Here is a 21,791-nt window from a genome sequence, read left to right as displayed (position 1 = left end):
CGCGGACGCGGAACCGGCGGAAACGGGACAGGGAGACGGGGAGATGACCACGACGGCGTGGGCGCCACCTGGCAGCGAGGCCGGCGGCCTGGCGGGAGCGGGGCGCGCGGGCGCGCGGGGCGTGCGGATCGACGCGGTGGGGGTGGGCCAGCGCTCCGGGCGGCAGGAGACGCTGACCGACGTGTCGCTGTCCATCGGCGCGGGCGAACTGGTCGCGGTCGCGGGCGGCAGCGGCGCGGGCAAGACCACGCTGCTGGTCACGCTCGCCGGCCTGCGCGCCCCGGCCGCCGGCACGGTACGCCACGACGGCGCCCCGCCGGGGTCCGCCGTGGGCGCGGGCGTCGGCTATGTGCCGCAGGACGACATCATCCATCCGGAGCTGCCGCCCCGGCGCACGCTGCGCTACGCGGCCCGCCTGCGGCTGCCGGCGGCGACCTCGGCCGCGGCCGCGGACGCCGCCGTGGAACAGGTGCTGCGTGACCTCGACCTCGCCGACTGCGCGGACGTGCCGGTGCGCGCGCTGTCCGGCGGGCAGCGCAAGCGCGCGAGCATCGCCGTCGAACTGCTCGCCCGCCCGCGCCTGCTGTTCCTGGACGAGCCGACGTCCGGGCTGGACCCGGCGACGACCATCGAGGTGCTCGGCATCCTGCGGCGGATCGCGTCCGCCGGCGCGACGGTGGTGCTGACGACCCACGACCCGGCGGTGCTCGCGGGCTGCGACCGGGTGGTGCTGCTCGCCCGGGGTGGGCGCCTCGCGTTCGACGGCCCGCCGGCCGAGGCACCCGCGCACTTCGGTGCCCGCGACCTCGTCGACGTCTACGTCCGGCTCGCCGCCGACCCGGAGGCCTTCGCGTCCCGGTTCGCCCGCGCGGCGGCGCCGCCCACCCCCGCCGCGCCGCCCTCCTCCGCCGCGCCCTCCTCCGCCGCGGTGCCCAGGCCCCGCGGCGCGGGCGGCCCGGCGGCGCGCGAGCGCTTCCTCGAGGCAGACACGCGGCCAGCGCGGCGCGGCGGGGCCGGGGCGTGGCGGACCTGGTGGCTGCTGACCCGGCGCAACGTCGAGGTGATGACCAGAAGCCGGCTCACCGCCGCCGTGCTGGTCGGCTCGCCGCTGCTGGTCACGGTGATGATGGCGACGCTGTTTCAGCCCGGCGCGTTCGCGCCCGACGACCCGGCCGACCTCGGCCCCGCCCCGACGATGTTCTGGATCGCGTTCGCCGGCTTCTTCTTCGGCCTGACCTACGGTCTGCCGCAGATCGTCGGCGAGGTCGAGGTGTTCCGCCGGGAGCGGTTCGCCGGTCTCGGCGCGGGCGTCTACGTGGCCGCGAAGATCGCGGCCCTGGTGCCGGTGCTCGCCGCGGTCGGCGCGGTGCTCCTCGGCGTGCTGCGGGTCACCGGTCGGCTGCCCGGCGCGGGCGTCGGTGTCTACCTGGGCCTGTTCGGGGTGCTGATGATCGAGGCAGTGGCCGCGCTCGCCCTCGGGCTGCTCGCCTCGGCCGCGGTGTCGGACACGGCGCAGGCCGCGCTGGCGCTGCCGATGCTCTGCTTCCCGCAGGTGCTTTTCGCGGGGGCCATCGTGCCGATCGACCAGATGTCGCCACCCGGCCGGCTCGTCGGCGCGGTGATGGCGACCCGCTACGCCTTCGAGGCACTCGGCCAGGTGATCGGCCTGGATGGCTATGTCGCGACGGTGCCGGCGATGGCCGGCTACGGCGACACGTTCGACGGCGGCGCCGGGGCGGCGGTGCGCGGTGTGGTGACGCTCGCCCTGTTCGCCGTCGCCTGCGCCGGCGGGGCCATGTGGGTGCTGCGCCGTCGGGCCAGGGGCGCCGGCGCCTGAGCCGCCGGGGCGTGGAGCGGCCGCACCACCGGCGGGGCGCGCGGCGGTGGGCGCGGGACGTGTGAGCGCTGTCGGGCAGGCGACTGATCTCGTCGCCTCCAACGGGGCCGGCGCGTCGGGGCGTGACCGCAGAATTGCTCCCATGTCTGAGGCTGGGCTCGTCCCGTAATGGCGCATGATATGGCGGGCGTGCGCGACAAGCCGGCGAAGCCCGAGGTACGGATCCAGGTGCTCGGCGGCTTCGACGTCTTCCTGCGCGCGCAGGTGCCCGGCCTGCGTCTCGTCGCCACGGCCACGGCCACGGCCACGGCCACGGCCACGGACACGGCCGAGCAGGCGCCGGCCGGGGCGGCACGCGCGCGGATGACACCGGTCCCACCGGAGGCCTGGCGGCGCCGGCACGCGGCGGCCCTGGTGAAGCTGCTGGCGCTGGCGCCGGGCCGGCGGCTGCATCGGGAGCGGGTGCTCGACGCGCTGTGGCCGGGCGTGCCGGTCGACGAGGCGGCGCCCCGGCTCCACAAGGCGGCGCATTTCGCCCGGCGCGCGCTCGGCGGCGCCGATGGCATCATGCTGCGCGGCGACGTCGTCGCGCTGTGCCCCGACCGCGAGGTCGTCGTCGACGCCCTGGTCTTCCAGGACCTCGCCGAGCGGGCGCTGGCCGACCAGGGTTCGCCCGGCGGCCGGCCTGAGGCCGCCGACGCGGCGGCCGTGTCCCAGGCCGCGGACGCCTATCCCGGCCCGCTGCTGCCCGACGACCTGTACGAGCCGTGGACGGCCGAGGACAGGGAGCGGTTGCGCCTGTTGTACCTGCGGGTGCTGCGCGCGGCCGGGCGCTGGGAGGCGCTGCTCGCCCAGGACCCGGCGGACGAGGAGGCGCACCTGGCGCTGATGCGCCGCCACGCGGCGGGTGGTGAACGGCACGTCGCGCTGCGCCAGTTCGAGCGGATGGACCGGGCGCTGCGCCGCGAGCTCGGCGTCGGGCCGGGCGCCGAGGCGGTCGCGCTGCGCGAGGCGGTGATCGCCGAGCTGCCGTGGCGGGCGCATCCGTCCGCCTCGCCGGCGGCGGGCGCGCTGGTCGGCCGGGACGCGGAGCTGCGCCTGGTCGAGCGGGTGCTCGCGGGAAGCCGGGCGGCGACCGGGGACGGCCCGCGCTCCGGGGGCGAGGCCAAGGGCCCCGGCGGACACGTCCCCGGCCCGACGGCGTTGACGGGGCAGCCCGGCGCGGTGCTGGTCGCCGGAGTGGCGGGTGTCGGCAAGTCCGCGCTGCTGGGCGAGGTCGCGCGCCGCGCGGCCGCCGCCGGCTGGCTGGTCGGGCGGGGGACGTCCGCGGCGGTCGAGGGCGAGTGGCCGTACGCCCCGGTCCTCGAGGCGCTGGCCGACATGTGCCGGCGCCAGCCGGGCCTGCTCGCCGGGCTCGACGCCCGGTACCGACCGGAGCTCGAACGGGCCATGTCCGGGCGTGACCTCGACTGGTCCGGCGCCGGCGGCCACCAGCGGCTCTTCGTCGCCGCCGCCGAACTGCTGCGCGCCGCGGGCGAGAGCGCCCCCGCCGGTGCGCTGTTGCTCGTGGACGACCTGCACGAGGCCGACGACGCGAGCCTGCGGCTGCTGCACTACCTGGTCCGCTCCTCGGTGGGGCAGCCGGCGGTGCTGGCGCTCGCGCACCGCTCGCTGCCGGCGGCCGGCGCCGTCGGCGACTTCGCGGCCCGGCCGCGGCTGCTGGCCGAGATGCGGGCGAGCCTGCTGATGCGCGGCGCGGCCGTCGCCGTCGACCTCGGCCCGCTCGACCATGCCGCGACCGACGCGCTCGTCGCCCGCCACCTCCCGGCGGCGGCCCGCGAAGCGGCGGCGGACCAGCGGGAGACGACGCGCCGGATCTGGGAGCTCTCGCGTGGCCTGCCGTTCGCCGTGCTGGAGCTCGCCCGGCGCGCCGGTGACGACTCCGCCGCCGCGTTCACCGCCGGAGCGATCGTGGTCGCCCGGCTCGGGCCCGCGACCCGCGAGCTGGTGTGCCTGCTCGCCGTCGCCGGGTCGACGTTCGGCACGGACGAGCTGGTCGCGTTGTCGGCCCGTCCGGAGCGTGAGGCCTTCGCGCTGCTGGACGAGTTGCTGGAGCTGGGCGTGGTGGAACGGACCGAGTCCGGCTTCCGGTTCCAGCACCGGCTCGTCCGCGACGCGTTGCTCGCGGAGCTCGCGCCGCACCGTCGGCGGGTCGCGCACCGCGAGGTGGCGGAGCGGCTGGCGGCGCTCGGCTCCTCGCCGGCCCGGGTCGCCCATCACCTCCTCCAGGCGGGTGAGCGCGCCCGCGCCGTTCCCTATGTGCTGAGAGCCGCCGAGACGGAGGCGGCGATCGGCGCCTACGCCGACGCGCTGGCCCTCGTCGACGCGGTGACGGGGACGGCGTGGAGCGACGACCGGGCGCGGCTGCTGGAACTGCGCGCCGACCTGCTCGTCGCGCTCGCCGACCCGCGCGCGCCGGACGCCTTTCGAACGGCGATCGCCGCGGCGTCCGCCGTGCCGCCCGCGCCGATCGACGCGGACGAGGGCTCGGGCGCGGACGAGGGCTCCGACGGGGACGAGGGTTCGGACGGGGACGGTGCGTCGGACGCGGGCACGGACGCCGGAGCCGAGGTGCCGGCCACCGCCAGGGCGGCTGGGTATTCGGCGCGGCTGCGCACGTTGCGCGCGAAGCTGGGCCGCATCCACGCCGAGGCCGGTGAGCTCGACGCGGCGGCCGCCGTCCTCGACGGGCTCGAACCGGCGGGAGATGCCGCCGACTCGGCGATCATGATGGCCCGGGGGATCCTCGCCTTCTTCCGGGGCGACCTCGACGGAGCGGCCGCCGTGGCGGCCGAGGGGCGCCGCCGGGTGGTCGCGGGGGAGACGGACTGGCGCCTGCTCGACCTGCTCGCCCTGCAGGGCATGGTCGCGCACGTGCGGGGCGAGTGGTTCATCCGGTTGGAGACCGAGCTGCGCCGCACCCAGCGCAGCTCCGCGCTCGCGACGACCGTGTTCGACTCCCACCTGTGCGTCGCCGAGTACATGCTGTACGGGCCGGTGCCCTACGACGAGGTGATCGGCCTCGCCGACCAGTTCCGGGACAAGGGCCGCCAGGCCGGCGCGACCCGCGCGGTGGCGTTCGCGGAGACGCTGGCCGGCGAGGCGTACCTGCTGGCCGGCGACCTCGACCGGGCGGAGCGCCACCTCGTTCTGGCCGTCGACCTGCACCGTGACGTCGAGTCGACCGGGGGCGGCGCGCACGCGCTGCAGCGCCTCGCGCAGACGAGGCTGGCCCTCGGCGACCGGGCCGGCGCGAGCCGGCTGCTGAGGCGGGCGCTGGGGCTCGCCCGCTGGTCGCCGTTCGCCCGCCACCTGGTCCAGCGGATCCACGGCACGATGGTCGCCGCGGCGGCGGACGCGGAGGCGGCCCTCGCCGCGGTTGAGCGGGCCGAGGCGACGCTCGGCGCCGAGGACGCCTGCCCGTTCTGCGACATCATGTTCGCTGTCCCCGCGGCGCTCGCGTCCGCGGACGCCGGCGACCTCGGCCGCGCGCGCCGCCACCTCGCGCGCGCCTCCGAGGCGATGGCGCTGTGGGACGGCACCGCCTGGCAGGCGGCGATGCACGAGGCCGAGGCGCACCTCGCCCTGGGGGAGGGCGACCCGGCCGAGGCGCGCGCCCGGCTGACCCTGGCGGCGCGGCTGTTCGAGGACGTCGGCCATCCCCTCGACGCGGCCCGCTGCGCGGACACCGAGGCGGGCCTCGGCGGCGCCACGAGCCATGCGGCGACCGCCGGGAGCGCGTCTGGTGGCCAGGAGCGTGCCCCGGTGATCCGCGGGGCCGTTTGAACACGGTGGCGGCTTCCTGACACCGGCGCGGAAGGTCTGGGGAAGGTCTCCCGCATACGGTCATATCGATCTGGCGGGTCCCGCGGCCTGGAATGGCGCCCATGGCGTCGGCTCCATAATCGAACCGCGCGCGGCTCGCAAGTGATTTTCCGATCGGAGGGCTGGGCGGCCGAATAATCGGTCGACGAATCATCCGGGCCGGGATAGGAAATCAGGGTCAACCGCCAGCCCCACCGAAAGACAGGAGAGCGCCGCAATGCGCACCTTCCTCTCCAAGAACCGCGCCGGTGTCACGCGTCACACCCCGATGCCCGGCGGCGGCTCCCGCGACCACGTCGCCGACACGGACGTGGGCGGTTCCCATCCCGGCTCGGAACGGAAACAGACCGGCCGGACGCGTGTCATCCGTCCTGCCGGCGCGTCCTCGGCCAAGCCGGACGAGGCGCGGGCCCAGCCATCCGGACCGAAGGTGATCCGAGGGCCGCAGGCTCCCGTCGACGAGCCGGCGCCGCGCCGCCGGGCGCGCGGCCCGCTGCCCTCCGAGGGCGGGCTCAACACCTGGCCGTCGACGCTGCCGCCCCGCCTCGGCGGGTTCTTCTGACGACCGGGCGATTCCTTTCACCGCGCGTCGCGCGCACGCGGAAGCCGGCCGCGGGACACGGAACACGTGTCCCGCGGCCGGCTTCCTTCCGTCGGCTTTCTGTCAGTAGTCGAAGCCGCGGGCCGCTTCACGCCGTAGCGCGGCCGGCCTCGCCGGCGTGATATCCGGGCCGGTCAGTAGGCCGCCACCGCGGCGTCGGCGACGGCCTGGTCCTGGCCGGGGGAGCCGCCGCTGACGCCGACCGCGCCGACGACCCAGCCGGCGCGGCGCAGCGGCACGCCACCGGCCGGCATCGGGGCGTCGTCGACGTATCCGTCCGCGTACCCGTCGGCGTAGTACCGGTGGTGGTCGTCGCCCTGGCCGTAGGCGTGGCCCACGTACTCGTCGTCCGCGTGGCCGTGGCTTCTGTTGCCGTGCCCCCCGTTGCCGTGGCCCCCGTGGTCGTGCAGGTGCCCGGCGCCGTTCAGGGACTCCGTGTGCGCGCCGGCGGCGGCCAGGTCGAGGACGCGCGCGGCCGCGGAGCGGGCGCCGGCCGCCCGCGCGGTGACGGCCTTGTCGATGGAGACGTCGACGCTGCCCACCCAGGCGCCGTCCATCCGTACATGCGAGATCAGGTTCCCGCCTTCGTCGACAACGGCGATGTTCATGGGCTGGCCGAGCTGGTGTGCCCGCCGCTCACCCGCCGCGATCACCCTTCGGGCGTCGGCCAGAGACAAGGTCACGTGCCCTCACCTTCGTCGGCGCCCCGCCGCCGCGTCGGCGGCGTTGGCGTCTTCCCGGGCGGTATGCCCAGGTCCCGACGTTAGGTGCCACGACGCGCCGGACCGCCGCGCGCCACGTGGCACACCTGTCGCCCCGCTGGCCACGTGCGAGACCGTCGGCGGGCGGACGGTCGCGATCATGCCGGGTGGCCCGTGGGGCGCCCTCGCCGGCGGCATGGGCGACGACCGGCGCGGCGCCGGTTCGCGCGTCGCGCGGCCGACAGCCGCGGGCCGCGCACCGGGAAATCTGTCGGCCGCGCGTCCGGAATTCTGTCGGCTATGCGCGGGGTATGTCCGGTGCATGTCGAATGTGGGACGCGGCGGGGCCGGCCGGGCTTTCATGGCGATGTCGCGCCAACGAGGGCGCGGCCGCAAGGAACAGACCGCGCCGGCAGGCCCCGGAGCAGCCAGAGAAACAGGTGAGCTCAATGACGCGCTCGTTTCCGTCCCTTTCCAGGGTCGGCGGGATGCTTCGTGGCCTGACCAGCTCGGTCGACGCAGACCACGGCGCGGCCGGCGGTGAGGCGGACGTCCCGGAGTGGGTGGTTGCCCAGAGGGGGCCGGGCCGGCCCGGGGCCAGCGGTGCCCCCGCCGAGCGGCCGCTCGCGCTGCCGCCCCGGCTCGGGGTGTTCTGCTGAACGGGGTGTCTGGCGCAACGGGGATGTTGCGCTGAACGACCGCGCGGACGCGCGGAGGATCCAGACGCGGTGCTCAGGGGGCCGCGTCTCGACGGCAAAGGCCGGCGGCGATGCCGCCGGCCTTTGTCCGTGCGCCATCCGGGGCGGGCCGGATCCCGGGGCTGGCCGGATCTCGGCCGCGCCTGGACGTGCCTGGGCCGCTCCGGGCCGGTCCGCCTCCGAAGGCGCCGCGGTCGCGGTGGCGCCACCCGGCCGGGTGTCCTACCTGGCCTGACTCCCTATCCGGCCTGGCCGGCGATCTGGCCGGAGCCGGCTGGCGCCGGGAGCTGGCTGGCGGCCAGACGCAGCTCGCCCGCGCCAAGCCAGGGGCGGGCCAGCGTGAGCAGTGCGAGCGCGGCGCATACCAGCGAGACGAGCATGATGACGGCCATCGGGGTGACGCTGGTCGAGCCGAACACGCCGACGAGCGGTGCGCCGATCGCGCCGGCCGCGAACTGGCCGGAGCCCTGGAGCGCGGCAGCCGCGCCGGCGTTGTCCCGGCCGAGCGACTGGTTGAGCGTCATGGTCGCCGGGAAGCTCATGCCGGCACCCGCCAGGATGATGATCAAGCATACCCAGGTTCCGGCCATGGTCGCGCCGACGGTGAGTAGCAGCAGGCCCTGCAGGGCAGCGCCCGCGACCGCGACGGCCACGGCGACGGCGAGCAGTGTGTTGAGCCGATGACGGCGGGAAAGCCGGCCGAACAGGGTGTTGGCCGCCAGCATCGCGGCGGCGTTGGTCGCGAACACCAGGCTGTACGTCGCGGTCGACGTGTCGAAGATCCGCACGAAGACGAAGCTCGAGCCGGAGATGTAGGTGAACAGGGCGCCGGCCATGAACGCGCCGGTGAGCAGGTAGCCGACGAACGCGCGCCGGGTGAGCAAGCGGCCCATCGCGGCGAAGGTGCCACCCAGCCCGCCCGTGTGCCGCCGCTTCGCCGGCAGGGACTCCGGCACCGCGAGGGCGACGGTGGCGGTCAGCGCCGCGCCGATGACGGCAAGCACGACGAACACCGCCCGCCAGCTGGACACCGACAGGACGAGGCTGCCCAGCAGCGGAGCGACGATCGGCGCGACGCCGAGGATCATCGCCAGCAGCGCGAAGTACCGCGGCAGGTCCGGGCCGTGGAACCGGTCGGTGACCACCGCGCGGGCGAGTACCATGCCGGCCGCGGCGGCGACACCCTGCAGGAACCGGGCGGCGACGAGCGTCTCGATGTTCGGCGCGGCCGCGCAGACCAGCGAGAGGACGGTGACCAGCCCCGTCCCGCCGAGGAGCAGCCGGCGCCGGCCCAGACTGTCGCTGATCGGCCCGATGAACAGCTGGCCGAGCACGATTCCGGCGAGGAAGGTCGTCATCGAGAGCTGCACCGCGGAGTCGCTCGCGTGCAGCGTCGTCCCGAGCTCTGGAAAGCCGGGAATGTACATGTCGATGGCAAGCGGCGAGAACGCGGTCAGCAGGCCGAGCACGAGAATCAGCGGCCCGACTCGGCCGGACTCGGGGCGCACCCCCGGGGACGGCGCGGTCAGCCGGGCAGGACGAGGCAGAACGGGTGACCCGCCGGGTCGGCGTACACCCGGAAGCTGTCCGGGGCCTGCTCGCTCGACAGGTGCCTGGCGCCGAGCGCGAGCACCGCCCGCTCGGCCTCGTCGAGGTCCTCGACCTCGATGTCCAGGTGGAACTGCTGCGGGCGCGCCGGGTCCGGCCAGCTCGGCGGCACGTGGTCGGGAGCCAGCTGGAAGTCGACCCGGCTGGTGCCCGCGTCCCCGAGGGTCACCCAGTCCGGCTCGACGCTCGTGACCGGAAGGCCGAGCAGCTCGCCGTAGAACTGGGCCAGGGCTAGGGGGTCCCGGCAGTCAAGGACCACCGTCTGCAGCTTCCCGATCATGGCTCTCCGTCATCAGTGGAAGGGCGATGTGTCCGCCTTGACCGTAGTGCCCGTGATGACGCCCGGGGCGACCGAGCCCTGCGGCCGGACCGCCTCGGGTCCGCCACCACCCCCGTTCGGGTGGCGGGCGCCTCGCGGGACCTCGCCGTTGGGGAAGGGAAGCGTGCGCGGCCGGGGAGTCTCCCGGTCCCGGCGGGAGGCCCTGGCGGTGGCGAGCAGCTCGCTGACCTTCTCGGTCAGCAGCGTCGGCGAGTACGGCTTCTCCAGGTAGTCGATCCCGGGGAACGCGCCGAGCGTCGGGTTGATCATGCCGCGGTTGTAGGCCGACAGGTACAGCACCGGCAGCCCGGGACGGGTGGCCCGCAGCCGGTCGGCCAGCTGGCTGCCGTTCATCCGCGGCATCACCACGTCGGTGATGAGCAGGTCGAGCGTGCCCGCGCCCGCGGCGAGGTCGAGCGCGCGCCGGCCGTCGTGGGCGGTGAGCACGTCGTAGCCGGCCGTCAGCAGGATGCGCTCGGTCAGCCGGCGCACCTCGCAGTCGTCCTCGACCAGCAGGATCGTGCCGCGGCCCCCGGCGAGCTGGCCGGTGTCGCGGCCCTCGTCGGCCGGGCCCGGCCGCGAGGACGTCGCCGGCAGGTAGACCCGCACGTCGGTGCCGAACCCGGGGGTGGAGTCGACGAGCACCTGCCCGCCGGCCTGGCGCACGATGCCGTAGACGGTCGACAGGCCAAGACCGGTGCCCTGCCCGGGCTCCTTGGTCGTGAAGAACGGCTCGAAGATCATTCCGCGGACGTGCTCCGGGATTCCGCAGCCGGTGTCGGAGACGGTGAGCAACACGTGCTCGCGGTATTCGGGGGTGCCCCCGGTGGCCGGCCCCAGCGTCGTGCGCGCCGTGCTGATCGTGAGCTGGCCGCCGTCGGGCATCGCGTCCCGGCTGTTGACCGCCAGGTTGATCAGTACCTGCTCGAGCTGGCCGCGGTCGGCCCACACGACCGCCCGCTCGGCATCGGCCCGCACGACGATCTGGATGTCCTCGCGGATCAGCCGGCGCAGCATCTCCTCGATGCCGACGACGAGGTCGTTGACGTCGACCGCCTGCGGCTTGATCGCCTGGGTGCGGGAGAACGCCAGCAGCTGTCGGGTGAGCGCCGAGGCGCGCGCCGTCGCGTCCCGGATCGCGGTCACGTCCTGGCGGGCCGGGCCGTCCAGGTCGGTCAGCAGGATCGCCGCGTAGCCGTCGATCACCGTCAGCAGGTTGTTGAAGTCGTGCGCGACGCCACCGGCGAGCTGGCCGATGGCGTCGAGACGCTGGGCCTGGCGCAGCTGGGCCTCGACGTTGCGCCGCTCGGTGACGTCGGCGACCATCGCCATCGCCCCGCCCGGCGCGGGCTCGGTGGCCCGCGGGCGCTCGCCGCGCGCGTGGGCGGCGCGGTGGGCGCCGGGCGACCCGGCCGACTCCGGGAGGGGGTCGCCGTCGGCGCGGGCGGTGAGCGCGATCTGGGCGTGCACGATGTGGCTGCCCGCGAGGCCCGGCTGGGGGCTGGAGCGGGCGAGCTCGACCTCGATCCGCTGGGTGCCGCGGCCGCGGACGGCGGCGAGCGCGCCGAGGACCCGCTCCCGGTCCCTTTCCTGGACGAGTTCGGCGAAGGCGATGCCGCGGATCTCTCGCGGCGTGCGGCCGACGAGGGCGGCGAACTGGGCGTTGCTGTACTCGACGGTGCCGTCCGTGGCGATGAGGACGACGCCCTCGCTGGTCGTCTCGACGATCCCGCGGTAGCGCTGCTCGGACATCCGCAGCCGCCGGTCGGCCGCCTGCCGCAGCCGCAGGTCCTCGAAAACGGCGGCGCCGCGGACGAGCGCGGGGAACCGGCCGCGCAGCGACCAGTACCAGATGCCGACGATCGCGGTGAGCACGTCCCAGAGCATGGTGGCGACCGCGAGGTTGCTCATCGTGCCGTCGTGCCGGTGCGCCCAGCCGCCGACGAAGGACGCCAGCGCGTGCAGGCCGTGCCCGATCGCGCAGGTCAGGAAGATGGCCGAGGTGGCCGTGCCGAGCTTGTTGTTGCGCCACTGCCGGGACTCGCGCAGGCCACGGGCGATCGCCAGGGAGATCGCCAGATAGGTCAGTAAGATGACGGTGTTCGCGGATGCCGCGATCTCGTTAGTCATCGCGTGAAATCCGTCGTCATGGTGTCCATCCTGCCGTAGCAGCACCCTTCTGGAAGAGAATACGGTAGCGGTGCGATCGCAAAACATCCCAATGGGTCAGGTCGCGACACGCTGTGGGCTCGGTGTTTCCTCGCCGGTGGCGGCGAAGTCGCCGGCGCCGCGGCGGGATCGCTCGACCGGCCGGGCTCGACCCGCCGGAGCGGGCTGTCTCCACCGCGGGGCGAGAATCCCGAAACGGGCGAAGAAGGTGCTTTCTGGGCGGATCACTCGGCCGTCGCCAGCCGTCCGCGTAATTGCGCGGACGGCGGCTGGCCCGGCCAGGTATACGCGAGACCGGCGTTCTCCCGGCCGACCGGCGCCGTCGACACCGCTGGCACCGCTGGCACCGACACCACTCGCACCGCCGCCGCTGAGACCGGCGCCGCTGGCGGCACGCGTGGGGCGGTGGCGGCGCCCGCGGTGACACCGGCGGCGCGGGCCGGCGCTACCGCGCCGGGCCGGCGGGGGAGCCCGGCGCGCAGGGCGCCGTCCAGATGACCCGGGTGCCGATCCGCCCCGGCCCTGGGCCGATCTCGAAGGAGCCGCCCAGCTCCTCCGCGCGGCTGCGCATGTTCGCCAGGCCACTGCGCCGGGAGGGCGCCCCGAAACCGATCCCGTCGTCGACGATCTCGGCACGGACCCGGCCCTCCGCGGTCGTCACCGTCACCGACGCGCCGCGGCAGCGGGCATGCCGGGCCGCGTTGGACAGGCTCTCGCGCACGACGGCGAGCAGGTGGTCGGCGACCGCCGGGTCGACCGCGCTGTCCAGCGGGCCGTCGAGGCGCAGGCGCGGCTCGAAGCCGAACGCGCGGGTCGTCTCGTCGACGACGCCGCGCAGCGCGAGCCGCAGGCCGTTGCCGCCCGCCGCCGACCGGCCGCGAAGCTCGAAGATCGTCTGGCGGATGTCCCGGATCGTCGCGTCCAGGTCGTCGACGTAGGTCGACAGCCGCCGCGCCCGGTTCGGGGCCTGCTCGGCCTCGGCCAGCCCCTTGAGGCCGAGCGCCACGGCGAACAGCCGCTGCATGACGTGGTCGTGCAGGTCGCGGGCGATCCGGTCCCGGTCCTCCAGCACCGTCAGCCTGCTCTGCGCGGCCCGGGACTCGGCCAGCTGCAGCGCGATCACGACATGGCCCGCGAACGCGGCCGCCATCCCCAGATCGGCGTCGGTGAACGGCTCGGCGCCGCGGCGGCGGCCGAGGATGACCGCCCCCGACGTCCGCCGCGAGGCGACCAGTGGCACGACCATCACCTGGCCGAGCTCCGGCTCGCCGGCCAGCAGCTCGGCGATCTCCGCCGGCGGCTGCGCGGCGAACAGCGGCGCGCCCTCCCGCATGGCCCGGCCCGCGAGCGACCCGTCGACCGCGAGCAGCCCGCCGGCGAGGCGCGCCGCCCCCTCGCCGGCGGTGATGTCCAGACGCAGGTGCCCGGGGCTGTCGGTGTCGAGCGCGAGCGCCGCCGTGTCGGCCCTGGCCACCTCGCGGGCACGCCGCACGATCAGCTCGAGCGGGCGCTCCCCGTCGCCGAGCAGGTGGCGGGTGATGTCGGCCGACGCCTGCAGCCACTGCTCCCGGTGCTGCGCCTGGCCGAACAGCCGGGCGTTGTCGATCGCGACCGCGGCGCTGGCCGCGAGCGACTGCACCAGCTCCTCGTCCTCGGCGGTGAACGCCCGCCCCCCGCGCTTCTCGGTCAGGTACAGGTTGCCGAACACCTCGCCGCGCACCCGGATCGGCACCCCGAGGAAGGTGCGCATCGTCGGGTGACCTGGCGGGAAGCCGACGGCGTGTGGATGCGCGGAGATGTCCGCCAGGCGCACCGGCACCGGATCGGTGATCAGCGCGCCGAGCACGCCCTCGCCGCGGGGCAGGTGCCCGATCCTGGCGACCAGCCCCGGATCGATGCCGACGTGGATGAACTGCTCCAGGCCGTCGCCGCCGTGTGCCGTGACGCCGAGGGCGCCGTAGCGGGCGTCGACCAGCTCGCAGGCCGCCTCGACGATCCTGCGGAGCACGACGTCGAGGCTGAGATCGGAGGCGACGGTCCTGGTCGCGCGGAGCAGGCCGCGCAGCCGGCCCTCGGTCGCCATCACGTCCTGTGCCCGCTCGACCATCCGCGTCAGGTTGCGCGTCGTCGCGGCGTCGGGCTGCTGACCGACGAGCTGGGTCACCAGCTGGGTCAGCAGCTCGTCGAGCTCCAGGCGGGCGAACCCGGTCGTCTCGGGCTCCCTGGGCGGGCCGTCGGTGGGGACGGTCGCGCCCGGACCGACCGCGCCGGCGGTCTCGGCCGGCTCGACGGGCTCCCGGGGCGACGGCGTCGCCGGGACGCCCACGGGTTCCGGGATCGTCGTGCTCTTCGGGATGGCCGTGGTCCTTGGGACGGCCGCGGGCTCAGGAACGGTCACCGGCTGCTGGTCGGCGACCGGCGGCCCGGGACGAGCCGGTGGCCCGTCGGCGGGTGGCCCGTCGGCGGGTGGCGGCGGCGCCGTCCGCGCGGGTGGCGGCCGCCACCCGCTGGGAGCACCCGGCGGATGCTCGACGGACGGCTCGGGCTCCATGCCTTCGCACGCTAGCCGACTGCGCCGGTTCCAAGGCGGCGCATGCGCGCCAGTCGTGACCCGTCCGACAAGGCGCCTGGGCGGCTTCACGGGAGCGGCGGCCGGCTCAGCGCAGCCGGCGGCGCGCGGCCGCGGCGCTCTCGGTGAGCGGGACGGCAGTGTGGATCACGGTCGCCGTCGGCCACGGGTCGGCCCGGGCCGCCATGGCGGTATGTACCGCCATCGTGGCGTCCGAGGCGTCGGTGCCGGCCGCCGCGCGCCGGGCGATCCGGGCGGCCGCGACCTCGGGCGCCGTCACGCAGCGCAGCTCGACCAGGTCCGCGTGCGCCGCCGTCGCCAGCCGCGCGGCCGCCGCCCGGGCGGGCGCGGTCGACCAGGAGGCGTCGAGCAGCACACTGTCCCCATGCGCCAGCGCGTGCCCGGCGCGGCGCAGCAACTCGGCGTAGGCCGCCTCCGTCGCCGCCGGGGCGTAGATCCCGGCGTCGATGCCCACCTGGTGCTCGGGCGGGGCCGGGGCGCCGGTCGGCAGCCCGGCGAGCTCCTTGCGCACGACGTCGGAGCGCAGCAGCGTCCAGCCGTCCTGGGCGCCGGCCAGATAGCTGGCGAGCGTGCTCTTCCCGGTGCCCGGCAGGCCGCCGACGAGCACCAGGCGCACCCGGCCGCGGCGCAGGTGATCGAGGGTGAGGGCGGCCAGCCGGCGGGCGAGGTCGGCGGCGTCACCGTCTCCCTGCGCGGACCGCAGGCAGCTGACCTTGGCGCGCACGAACGCCCGGTAGGCGATGTAGAGGTGCTCCAACGACTGTGGGTGGGTCTCGGCGGAGAACTCCCGGTACCAGCGGAGGAACGCCTCGGCCTCCTCGCGGGCGCCGAGGCGTTCCAGGTCCATCGCCAGGAAGGCGACGTCCCCGAGCACGTCGCCGACCCGCAGCCGCTGGTCGAACTCGAGGCAGTCGAGGATGCGCGGGCCGTCGTCGAGGCAGAAGATGTCGTCGGCGAGCAGGTCGCCGTGCCCGTCGCGGATCCGGCCGGCCTGTATCCGGGCCGCGAGCAGCGGGGCCCGCCCGGCCAGGTAGCGGGCGGACAGCCGGTCGATCTCGGCGACGACCGCGCCGTCCAGGAGCCCGTCGCGAAACGGCGCCACGCCGTCGACCCCCTCGCGCCACAGCCCCGCGAGCGTCTCGGGGCCGCCGGCGGCGGCGATCGCCGGCGACGTCTCGCAGGCGGCGTGGAAGACGGCGAGCCGCCGGGCGATCGCGCGCAGCTGCTCGGTGACCGGCTGGCCCCGCCGGACCAGGGTCGACAGCCGGCGGTGCGGCGGCATCCGGCGCATCACGACCAGGTGGTCGACGACCTGTCCGGTCGCGTCGCGCAGGTCGGCGACGCCCAGGTAGACGTCGGGCGCGAGGCGGCGGTTGAGGGCCACCTCGGCCTCGCAGGCGGCGAGCCGCGCCTCGCGGGTCCGGTAGTCGAGAAACCCGAGGTCGAGAGGCTTCTTGGCCTTGTAGACCCGGTCGCCGGCGAAGGTCAGCGTGGCGCTGTGCGTCTCGACCGTCTCGCCGGGCGGCACCGCGTCCAGGGTCCACCTCTCTCGGGTATCCCGCTCACCGGGCGCCACCGGCCCCGGGGGACGGGCGGTGGCCGGCGCGGCGCGAGGGCGCATCACGGATACCTGCCCCGCGTCGCGGCGCCGGGAACCGCCACTGGGTCGTCCTGGCACCTTCGGGCGCTGGTCAGTGGCTGCTCGCGGCGGACAGCCTGGTCGCGAAGACCGCGGCCTGGGTGCGGCTGGTGAGCTCCAGCTTGTCGAGGATGGCCGAGACGTAGTTCTTGATGGTCTTCTCCGACAGGCAGATCCGGCTCGCGATCTGCCGGTTTGTCAGGCCCTCGGCGATGAGCCGCAGCACCTCGCGCTCGCGTTCGCCGAGCATGGCCAGCCGGCGGTCCTCGGCCGGGCCCTCGCGCAGCCGGGCCAGCACCCGCTGGGTGACGGCCGGGTCGAGCAGCGAGCGGCCCGCGGCGATCGCGCGGATCGCGCCGATCAGGTCCGTTCCCTTGATCTGCTTGAGCAGGTAGCCGGCCGCGCCGGCCATGATCGCCGAGAACAGCGCGTCGTCGTCGTCATAGGACGTCAGGATGAGGCAGCCGATCTCGGGGTGGGCCGAGCGGATCTCGCGGCAGACGTCGATGCCGCTGCCGTCCTCCAGCCGGGCGTCGAGGACGGCGACGTCTGGCCGGGCGGCGTCGATCCGGCGCAGCGCCTCGGCCGCCGACGCGGCCTCTCCGACGACGGTGATCTCGCCGGTGTCCTCGAGCATCTCCCGGATGCCACGGCGGACGATCTCGTGGTCGTCGAGGAGGAAAACCCGTGGTCCTGTCATGATCATGACGATACGCGCGAGCGGCCATCCCGCCCGGACGCGCTTCGCCCACCCGCGCCGGTCGGTACGGACCGGGCCGGGTGGGACCTTCGACCCTCGCCGGCCTCGCGAGCGGCTGCGCGGCGTGGACCGGGCCCCGCCGAGGGGGACACGGACTCAGGAGGACCCCGAATCAGGAGGGCGCGGAGTCGGGAGGGCGCCGAATCGGGGGGACATGGAACCGGCGGAACACGGAACACGGAACCAGGAGGACGCGGAGTCGGGAGGGCGCCGGGTCAGGAACCGGTGGACTCCCCGGCCAGGCCGTGGCGGAGCAGCCGGGCGAGCTCGGCGTAGGCGTCGGCGTCGGACAGGCCGGTCGCGGCGCCGATGTCGCCGCGCTGGATCGCGGTCATCACCGCCGTCGCGGCCTGGCCGACGAACGCCGCGTCGACGCCCCGGAACAGGCCGGCGTCGACCCCGGCGGCGACCAGCTCGCGGATCCGGCGGGCGGCTATGCGGGTGTTGCGCTCGTACTCGGCCCGTGTCGCCGGGGCCGCGGCCAGGTCGCGGCGGAACGCGGGGGAGGCGGGCCGCAGCTCGCGGGCGACCCCGCGCAGGTAGGCGCCGACCGTGTTCGCCGGGCTGGCCGTGGCGGCCTCGGCGACGTCGCGCTCGATCCGGGCGGCGGCGGCCCGGAAGAAGTGGCCGACGACGGCGACCGCCAGCTGTTCCTTGCTGTGGGCGAGCGCGTAGAGGGTGCTCTTCGAGCAGCGCAGCCGCGCGGCCAGGTCCGCGAGGGTGAAGTGGGCGAACCCCTCGGCGAGGAAGATCTGCAACAGCGCGTCGAAGAGGTCGGCCTGCCGCGACGTCCACCCGCCGGCCGCCGCCGGCGCCGGCGCGGCGGCCGGGGCGGCGCGGGCCGGGGCGGCGCTCCCGGACGGCGAGAAGCCAGTCAATATGTTGCCACATAACCTGCCGCGGTCGTCGGTAGTCGTGGTCGGGCTCCCGGCGCGCCGCGCCGCTGGCCTGGCGGTTTGCGGGTCAACTTCGGAACGTAATGACATGAGCACTCGTTGTCATGGTGTCTGCAGCCGGCCGTACGACGGGAGCCCCGCACGTGCCCGACGAGACCCTCGCGCCCGACCGGCGCGACGCGCGCGAGTCCGCGCCAACCCATCCGAACGGGCGCGCCGCGCGGCCGGGCTGGCGCCTCGACGTCGAGGCGTCGCTGGTGGTGTTCCTGGTCGCCCTGCCGCTGTCGCTGGGCATCGCCGTCGCCTCGGGCGCGCCGGTCGCGGCCGGGATCATCGCCGCCGTGGTCGGCGGCGTCGTGGCGGGCGCGCTGGGGGGCGTGCCGCTGCAGGTCTCGGGCCCGGCGGCGGGCCTGACCTCCATCGTCGCGACGGTCGTGGCCACCTTTGGCTGGCGGGCCGCCTGCTTCGTCACCGCCGCCGCGGGCGTCCTGCAGATCCTGCTGGGGGCCAGCCGGATCGCGCGGGCCGTGCTCGCGATCTCCCCGGCCGTCGTGCAGGGGATGCTCGCGGGCATCGGGATCACGATCGTCGTCGGCCAGGTCCACGTGGTGCTCGGCGGGGTCGCGAGGCCGGCGGCGCTCGACAACATCGTGGAGCTCGGCCGTGAGTTCGGCACGGTGCACGTCCCGGTGGCGGCCGTGCTCGGGCTCGCCACCATCGGCCTGATGCTGGGGTGGCCGCGGCTGCCGCGCCCGCTTTCGGCCGTTCCGGCCCCGCTCGCGGCGGTGGCCCTCGTGACCGTCGCGTCGCTGCCGTTCGACGTGCCCCGGGTCGCGCTGCCGCACGACATCCTCAGCTCGATCGCCCTGCCCGCGCTGCCCGGCGGCACGGCGACGGGCATCGCGACCGCCGTGCTCACCGTCGCGCTGATCGCGAGCGTCGAGTCGCTGCTGTCCGCGGTCGCCGTCGACAACCTGCACGGCGGCCCGCGCGGGAACCTGGACCGGGAACTGGTCGCGCAGGGCGCCGCGAACACCGTGTCCGGTCTCGCGGGCGGACTCCCGGTCACCGGCGTGATCGTCCGCAGCGCCACGAACGTCCGGGCCGGCGCGCGGACCAGGGCCTCGACCATCCTGCACGGGCTGTGGATGGCCGCGTTCGCGCTGTTGCTCGCGCCGCTGCTGAGCCAGATCCCGCTCGCGGTGCTCGCCGGGCTGCTCGTCGTGATCGGCGCGAAGCTCGTCGACCTCGCCGGGATCCGCGTCCTGTCGCGGCACGGTGATCTCGCCACCTACCTGGCCACCACGGGAGGTGTCGTGATCCTCAACCTGCTGGAAGGAGTCCTCCTGGGGGTGGGCGTCGCCGTGCTGCAGACCCTGCGCCGCGCGCTCGTCGCCTCCGTGCACGTCCACCCGCCCGCCGCGGCCGGCAAGCCCTGGCGGGTGGTCATCGCGGGAACGCTGGCGTTCCCGTCGCTGCCCCGGGTGGCGCGCCAGCTCGCCCGGCTGCCCGCCGCCGTGCCCGTCCAGCTGGACCTCGCCGTCGACTACCTCGACCACGCCGCGTACACGCTGCTCGACAACTGGACCCGCGTCCGCCAGCGCGAGGGCACCCGCGTCGTCGTCAACGAGATCGGCGCGCCGGTGCTCAGCCAGATCCGCGAGGGCCGGCCGCCGCCGCGGCGGCTGGGCGCGACGGCGGCCGCCATGTACCCCGCCGCGACGTGCGCGGCCTGTTCGGGCCCGCTGGCTGACCGGTAACGACGGGCGGTCGCCGGATCAGGCGGGTGGGTCGCGATCCGACGGCGGTACCAGCGCGGGGACGAAGGGGACGCGCCTGTCGGACCGGGCGAGAACGACGCTGCCGCGGCCCCGGCGTTTGGCGTCGTACATGGCGAGGTCCGCGGCGCGGACGGTACGCAGCGGATCGGGGTAGGCGCTGGAGAGCGCGGCTCCGATCGTCGCGCTGACCGTCAGGACGGCCGCCTTGGTCCGCAGCGGCTGGCGCAGCGTGGCGAGGACGCGCTCGGTGAGCTCGAGCAGCTCGTCCTTGTCGGTGTCGGCGACCAGGATGGCGAACTCGTCACCGCCGAGCCGCGCGACGGTGTCGCCCGCGCGGACGGCGGCCTCCAGCCGCGGCGCGACGATCTCGAGGACCTCGTCGCCAGTGCCGTGGCCGTAGGTGTCGTTGATCGGCTTGAAGTGGTCGAGGTCGACGAACAGGACGCCGAAGGATCCGGCGCCCGGTTCCGGGGCGCCTGGACCGGTGGCCGCGTCGACGCACACGCCCGGTCCGCCCGGTCCGTCGGGGCCTGGGCGGCCTGGCCGCTCGGCGTGCCGCCGGGCCAGGCACTGGGCGGCCTCGTCGAGGCACCGGGCGAAGGCGGCCCGGTTGGGCAGGCCGGTGAGCGGGTCGCGGTAGGCCGCGGCGGTCAGTTCGTCCTGGAGTACCTTGCGCTCGCCGATGTCATGGCAGGTGAGCAGCACGTCGGAGGGCGTCGGACCGGTCACGGCCGTCAGCCGGGACGCGGTGACGTCGAACCACCGGTGCCGGCCGTCGGCGGCGCGGATCCGGACGTCCTGCAGCGACGCCGGCACGGGTGACGCCTTCGGCGCGCCGGGTGCCTCGCCGGTGGGGGCCGGGCCGCCCGCGACCGGCTGGCCGGCGGCGGGCGGGCCGTCCGGTCCCGAACTCGCCGGCGCTGGCCTGCCGGCCATGGACAGGACGAAGGCCCGTAGCCGGGCGGCGTCCTCCGGATGGGCCAGGTCAGCGACGTCATGGCCGGCCCAGTCGGTGGGCCGCTGGCCGAGGAGGCGGGTCACCGAGGGGCCGACGACGCTGATCCGGCAGTCCGGGGTGGCGACGGCGACGATGTCGTGCGCGCCGCGCAGGAGCGCCTCGAAGCGGTCGACGTCCCGGCGGACCGTGCGTCGTCGCCGCTCGTCGGAGGCGGCCACGGCGGCCAGCGTGAACGCGACCATGCCGAGCAGCAGCCCGAGCCCGGGCAGTGAGCTGCCGAGATCGTCGAAGACCGCGAGCCGGCTTCGTTGGAGGAGCGTGTAATAGCCGGGAATTCCGTCCATCGGTACCGCGAAGGAGATCAGGCCCGGGTCGGCCGAGTGGACGGCGGTCACGTCCCCTTCCGCGGGGAGTCGGCTGAGCACGGCGGGATCGACGACGTGGCGGCCGATGAACCGGTCGTCAGAGCCGAAACCGACGCGTCCGTTCTGGTCCACCAGCTCCAGGGAGCCCAGTGCGGCCAACGACTGGAAAATCACCGTTGGTAGCCCATGGTGCGCCGAGCGGCCGATGACCAGCACCGCGGCGGTCCCGTCGGCCCGGATCACCGGTTCCAGCGCGTACACCCGTTCTGTCCCGTTGGAGTCCGCGATGACCGGAGTCCACTGGGCCCGGCCCGCCACGGCCGCTCGCCACTGCGGGCCGCTCGTGTCGATGGGCGCCTTCGCCGTGGCCGGAAGCGCCGAGAGGACCTGGCCGGTGGGCGACATCAGCAGCAGGTCGGTGTCCGGCCCCCCGACGGCCGAGGCGGCGAAGCGGCGCAGGATCTCCTGGTCGACGGCGGGCTTCGTGAAGGTCCATGGCGCGGCCGAGACGAGCGGCACCAGCCGGCCAGGCTCCAGGATCGTCGACGCGGAGTCGTTGAAGGCGGCCGCGACGGCACGGTTCTGGGCGAGGGCGGCGGCGCGCGCGGTGTGCTGGGCGTCGGCCTCCTGACGCAGGCCGATCCCGAGGACGCCGAGCAGGAGCGCCGCGACCGCGAGGATCGGGGCCAGGGCACGCAACCAGCCGGGCCAGGAACGGCGCGCCCGCCCCGTTGCCGGGCCGGCCAGCTCGCCCCGGCCCGCGGCGAGCCGGCCGCGGCCGGCTCCGACGCGCCCCCGGGCGCCGTCCGCATGGGCATGGCGGGGCGCCGACGGGACCGGCTCCGCGTCGCCGGGCGCGGCTTGTCGGGCGGTCGTCGGCTGGTCCGCCGGCGGTGTGGGCGAGGCCCGGGGCGGGGGCCGGGCGGGCCCCGGGCGCCCCGGCCGCCCCGGCCGGGGGGGGGGGGGGGGGGGGGGGGGGGCCCC

General features: G+C 75.7%; 14 protein-coding genes. 5 read left to right on the top strand and 9 right to left on the bottom strand.

Features of this window, described 5'->3' with window-relative positions; genetic code table 11:
• The first annotated feature begins 43 nt into the window (after positions 1–43).
• From I6A81_RS25045 to I6A81_RS25035, 3 genes are all read left to right on the top strand, one after another.
• Positions 44–1,837: an ABC transporter ATP-binding protein/permease gene (locus tag I6A81_RS25045; RefSeq protein ID WP_203003507.1), complete on the top strand. Its 1,794-nt coding sequence runs from the start codon at positions 44–46 to the stop codon at positions 1,835–1,837.
• A 168-nt stretch (positions 1,838–2,005) separates the two neighbouring features.
• Positions 2,006–5,683 carry an ATP-binding protein gene (locus I6A81_RS25040; RefSeq protein WP_203003506.1) on the top strand — a complete coding sequence of 1,226 codons (3,678 nt, stop codon included), beginning with the start codon at positions 2,006–2,008 and terminating at the stop codon, positions 5,681–5,683.
• Between the two features lie 256 nt (positions 5,684–5,939).
• Positions 5,940–6,284 carry a hypothetical protein gene (locus I6A81_RS25035; protein ID WP_203003505.1) on the top strand — a complete coding sequence of 115 codons (345 nt, stop codon included), beginning with the start codon at positions 5,940–5,942 and terminating at the stop codon, positions 6,282–6,284.
• 173 nt (positions 6,285–6,457) lie between these two features.
• On the opposite strand, the gene I6A81_RS25030 is transcribed toward I6A81_RS25035, so the two are convergent.
• Positions 6,458–7,006, bottom strand: a complete 549-nt coding sequence (locus I6A81_RS25030) for a GlcG/HbpS family heme-binding protein (protein WP_203003504.1) — start codon at positions 7,004–7,006, stop codon at positions 6,458–6,460.
• Positions 7,007–7,473: 467 nt separating this feature from the next.
• Here I6A81_RS25030 and I6A81_RS25025 point away from each other — a divergent pair, with 467 nt between their 5' ends.
• Entirely contained in the window at positions 7,474–7,683 is a 210-nt protein-coding gene (locus I6A81_RS25025; protein ID WP_203003503.1) for a hypothetical protein, read from the top strand.
• A gap of 278 nt (positions 7,684–7,961) precedes the next feature.
• Here the strand turns inward: I6A81_RS25025 and I6A81_RS25020 are convergent, their stop codons facing one another.
• From I6A81_RS25020 to I6A81_RS24990, 7 genes are all read right to left on the bottom strand, one after another.
• On the bottom strand, positions 7,962–9,191 hold the full coding sequence (locus I6A81_RS25020; RefSeq protein WP_307874894.1) for a multidrug effflux MFS transporter: 1,230 nt from the start codon (positions 9,189–9,191) through the stop codon (positions 7,962–7,964).
• Positions 9,192–9,247: 56 nt separating this feature from the next.
• Positions 9,248–9,610, bottom strand: coding sequence for a VOC family protein (locus tag I6A81_RS25015; RefSeq protein WP_203003502.1), 363 nt, complete (start codon positions 9,608–9,610; stop codon positions 9,248–9,250).
• Between the two features lie 12 nt (positions 9,611–9,622).
• Positions 9,623–11,779 carry a hybrid sensor histidine kinase/response regulator gene (locus I6A81_RS25010; protein WP_203003501.1) on the bottom strand — a complete coding sequence of 719 codons (2,157 nt, stop codon included), beginning with the start codon at positions 11,777–11,779 and terminating at the stop codon, positions 9,623–9,625.
• A 484-nt stretch (positions 11,780–12,263) separates the two neighbouring features.
• Positions 12,264–14,369, bottom strand: coding sequence for a sensor histidine kinase (locus I6A81_RS25005; RefSeq protein WP_238429253.1), 2,106 nt, complete (start codon positions 14,367–14,369; stop codon positions 12,264–12,266).
• Positions 14,370–14,475: 106 nt separating this feature from the next.
• Positions 14,476–16,029 carry a bifunctional aminoglycoside phosphotransferase/ATP-binding protein gene (locus tag I6A81_RS25000; protein WP_203003500.1) on the bottom strand — a complete coding sequence of 518 codons (1,554 nt, stop codon included), beginning with the start codon at positions 16,027–16,029 and terminating at the stop codon, positions 14,476–14,478.
• Between the two features lie 70 nt (positions 16,030–16,099).
• Complete coding sequence (locus I6A81_RS24995; RefSeq protein ID WP_285222763.1) at positions 16,100–16,747, bottom strand: response regulator; 648 nt, start codon at positions 16,745–16,747, stop codon at positions 16,100–16,102.
• A 275-nt stretch (positions 16,748–17,022) separates the two neighbouring features.
• On the bottom strand, positions 17,023–17,568 hold the full coding sequence (locus tag I6A81_RS24990) for a TetR/AcrR family transcriptional regulator (RefSeq protein WP_407661382.1): 546 nt from the start codon (positions 17,566–17,568) through the stop codon (positions 17,023–17,025).
• A 278-nt stretch (positions 17,569–17,846) separates the two neighbouring features.
• On the opposite strand from I6A81_RS24990, the gene I6A81_RS24985 reads away from it, so the two are divergent.
• Positions 17,847–19,463, top strand: coding sequence for a SulP family inorganic anion transporter (locus tag I6A81_RS24985; protein ID WP_203003497.1), 1,617 nt, complete (start codon positions 17,847–17,849; stop codon positions 19,461–19,463).
• An 18-nt stretch (positions 19,464–19,481) separates the two neighbouring features.
• Here I6A81_RS24985 and I6A81_RS45070 read toward each other — a convergent pair whose 3' ends face one another.
• Entirely contained in the window at positions 19,482–21,506 is a 2,025-nt protein-coding gene (locus I6A81_RS45070) for a diguanylate cyclase domain-containing protein (RefSeq protein WP_285223077.1), read from the bottom strand.
• Positions 21,507–21,791: the final 285 nt, after the last annotated feature.

This window comes from Frankia nepalensis, from assembly GCF_016786325.1.
GTDB classification, from domain to species: domain Bacteria; phylum Actinomycetota; class Actinomycetes; order Frankiales; family Frankiaceae; genus Pseudofrankia; species Pseudofrankia nepalensis.
Note: the sequence above shows the minus strand (reverse complement) of the source record. Positions and strands in the feature narration are given on the sequence as shown.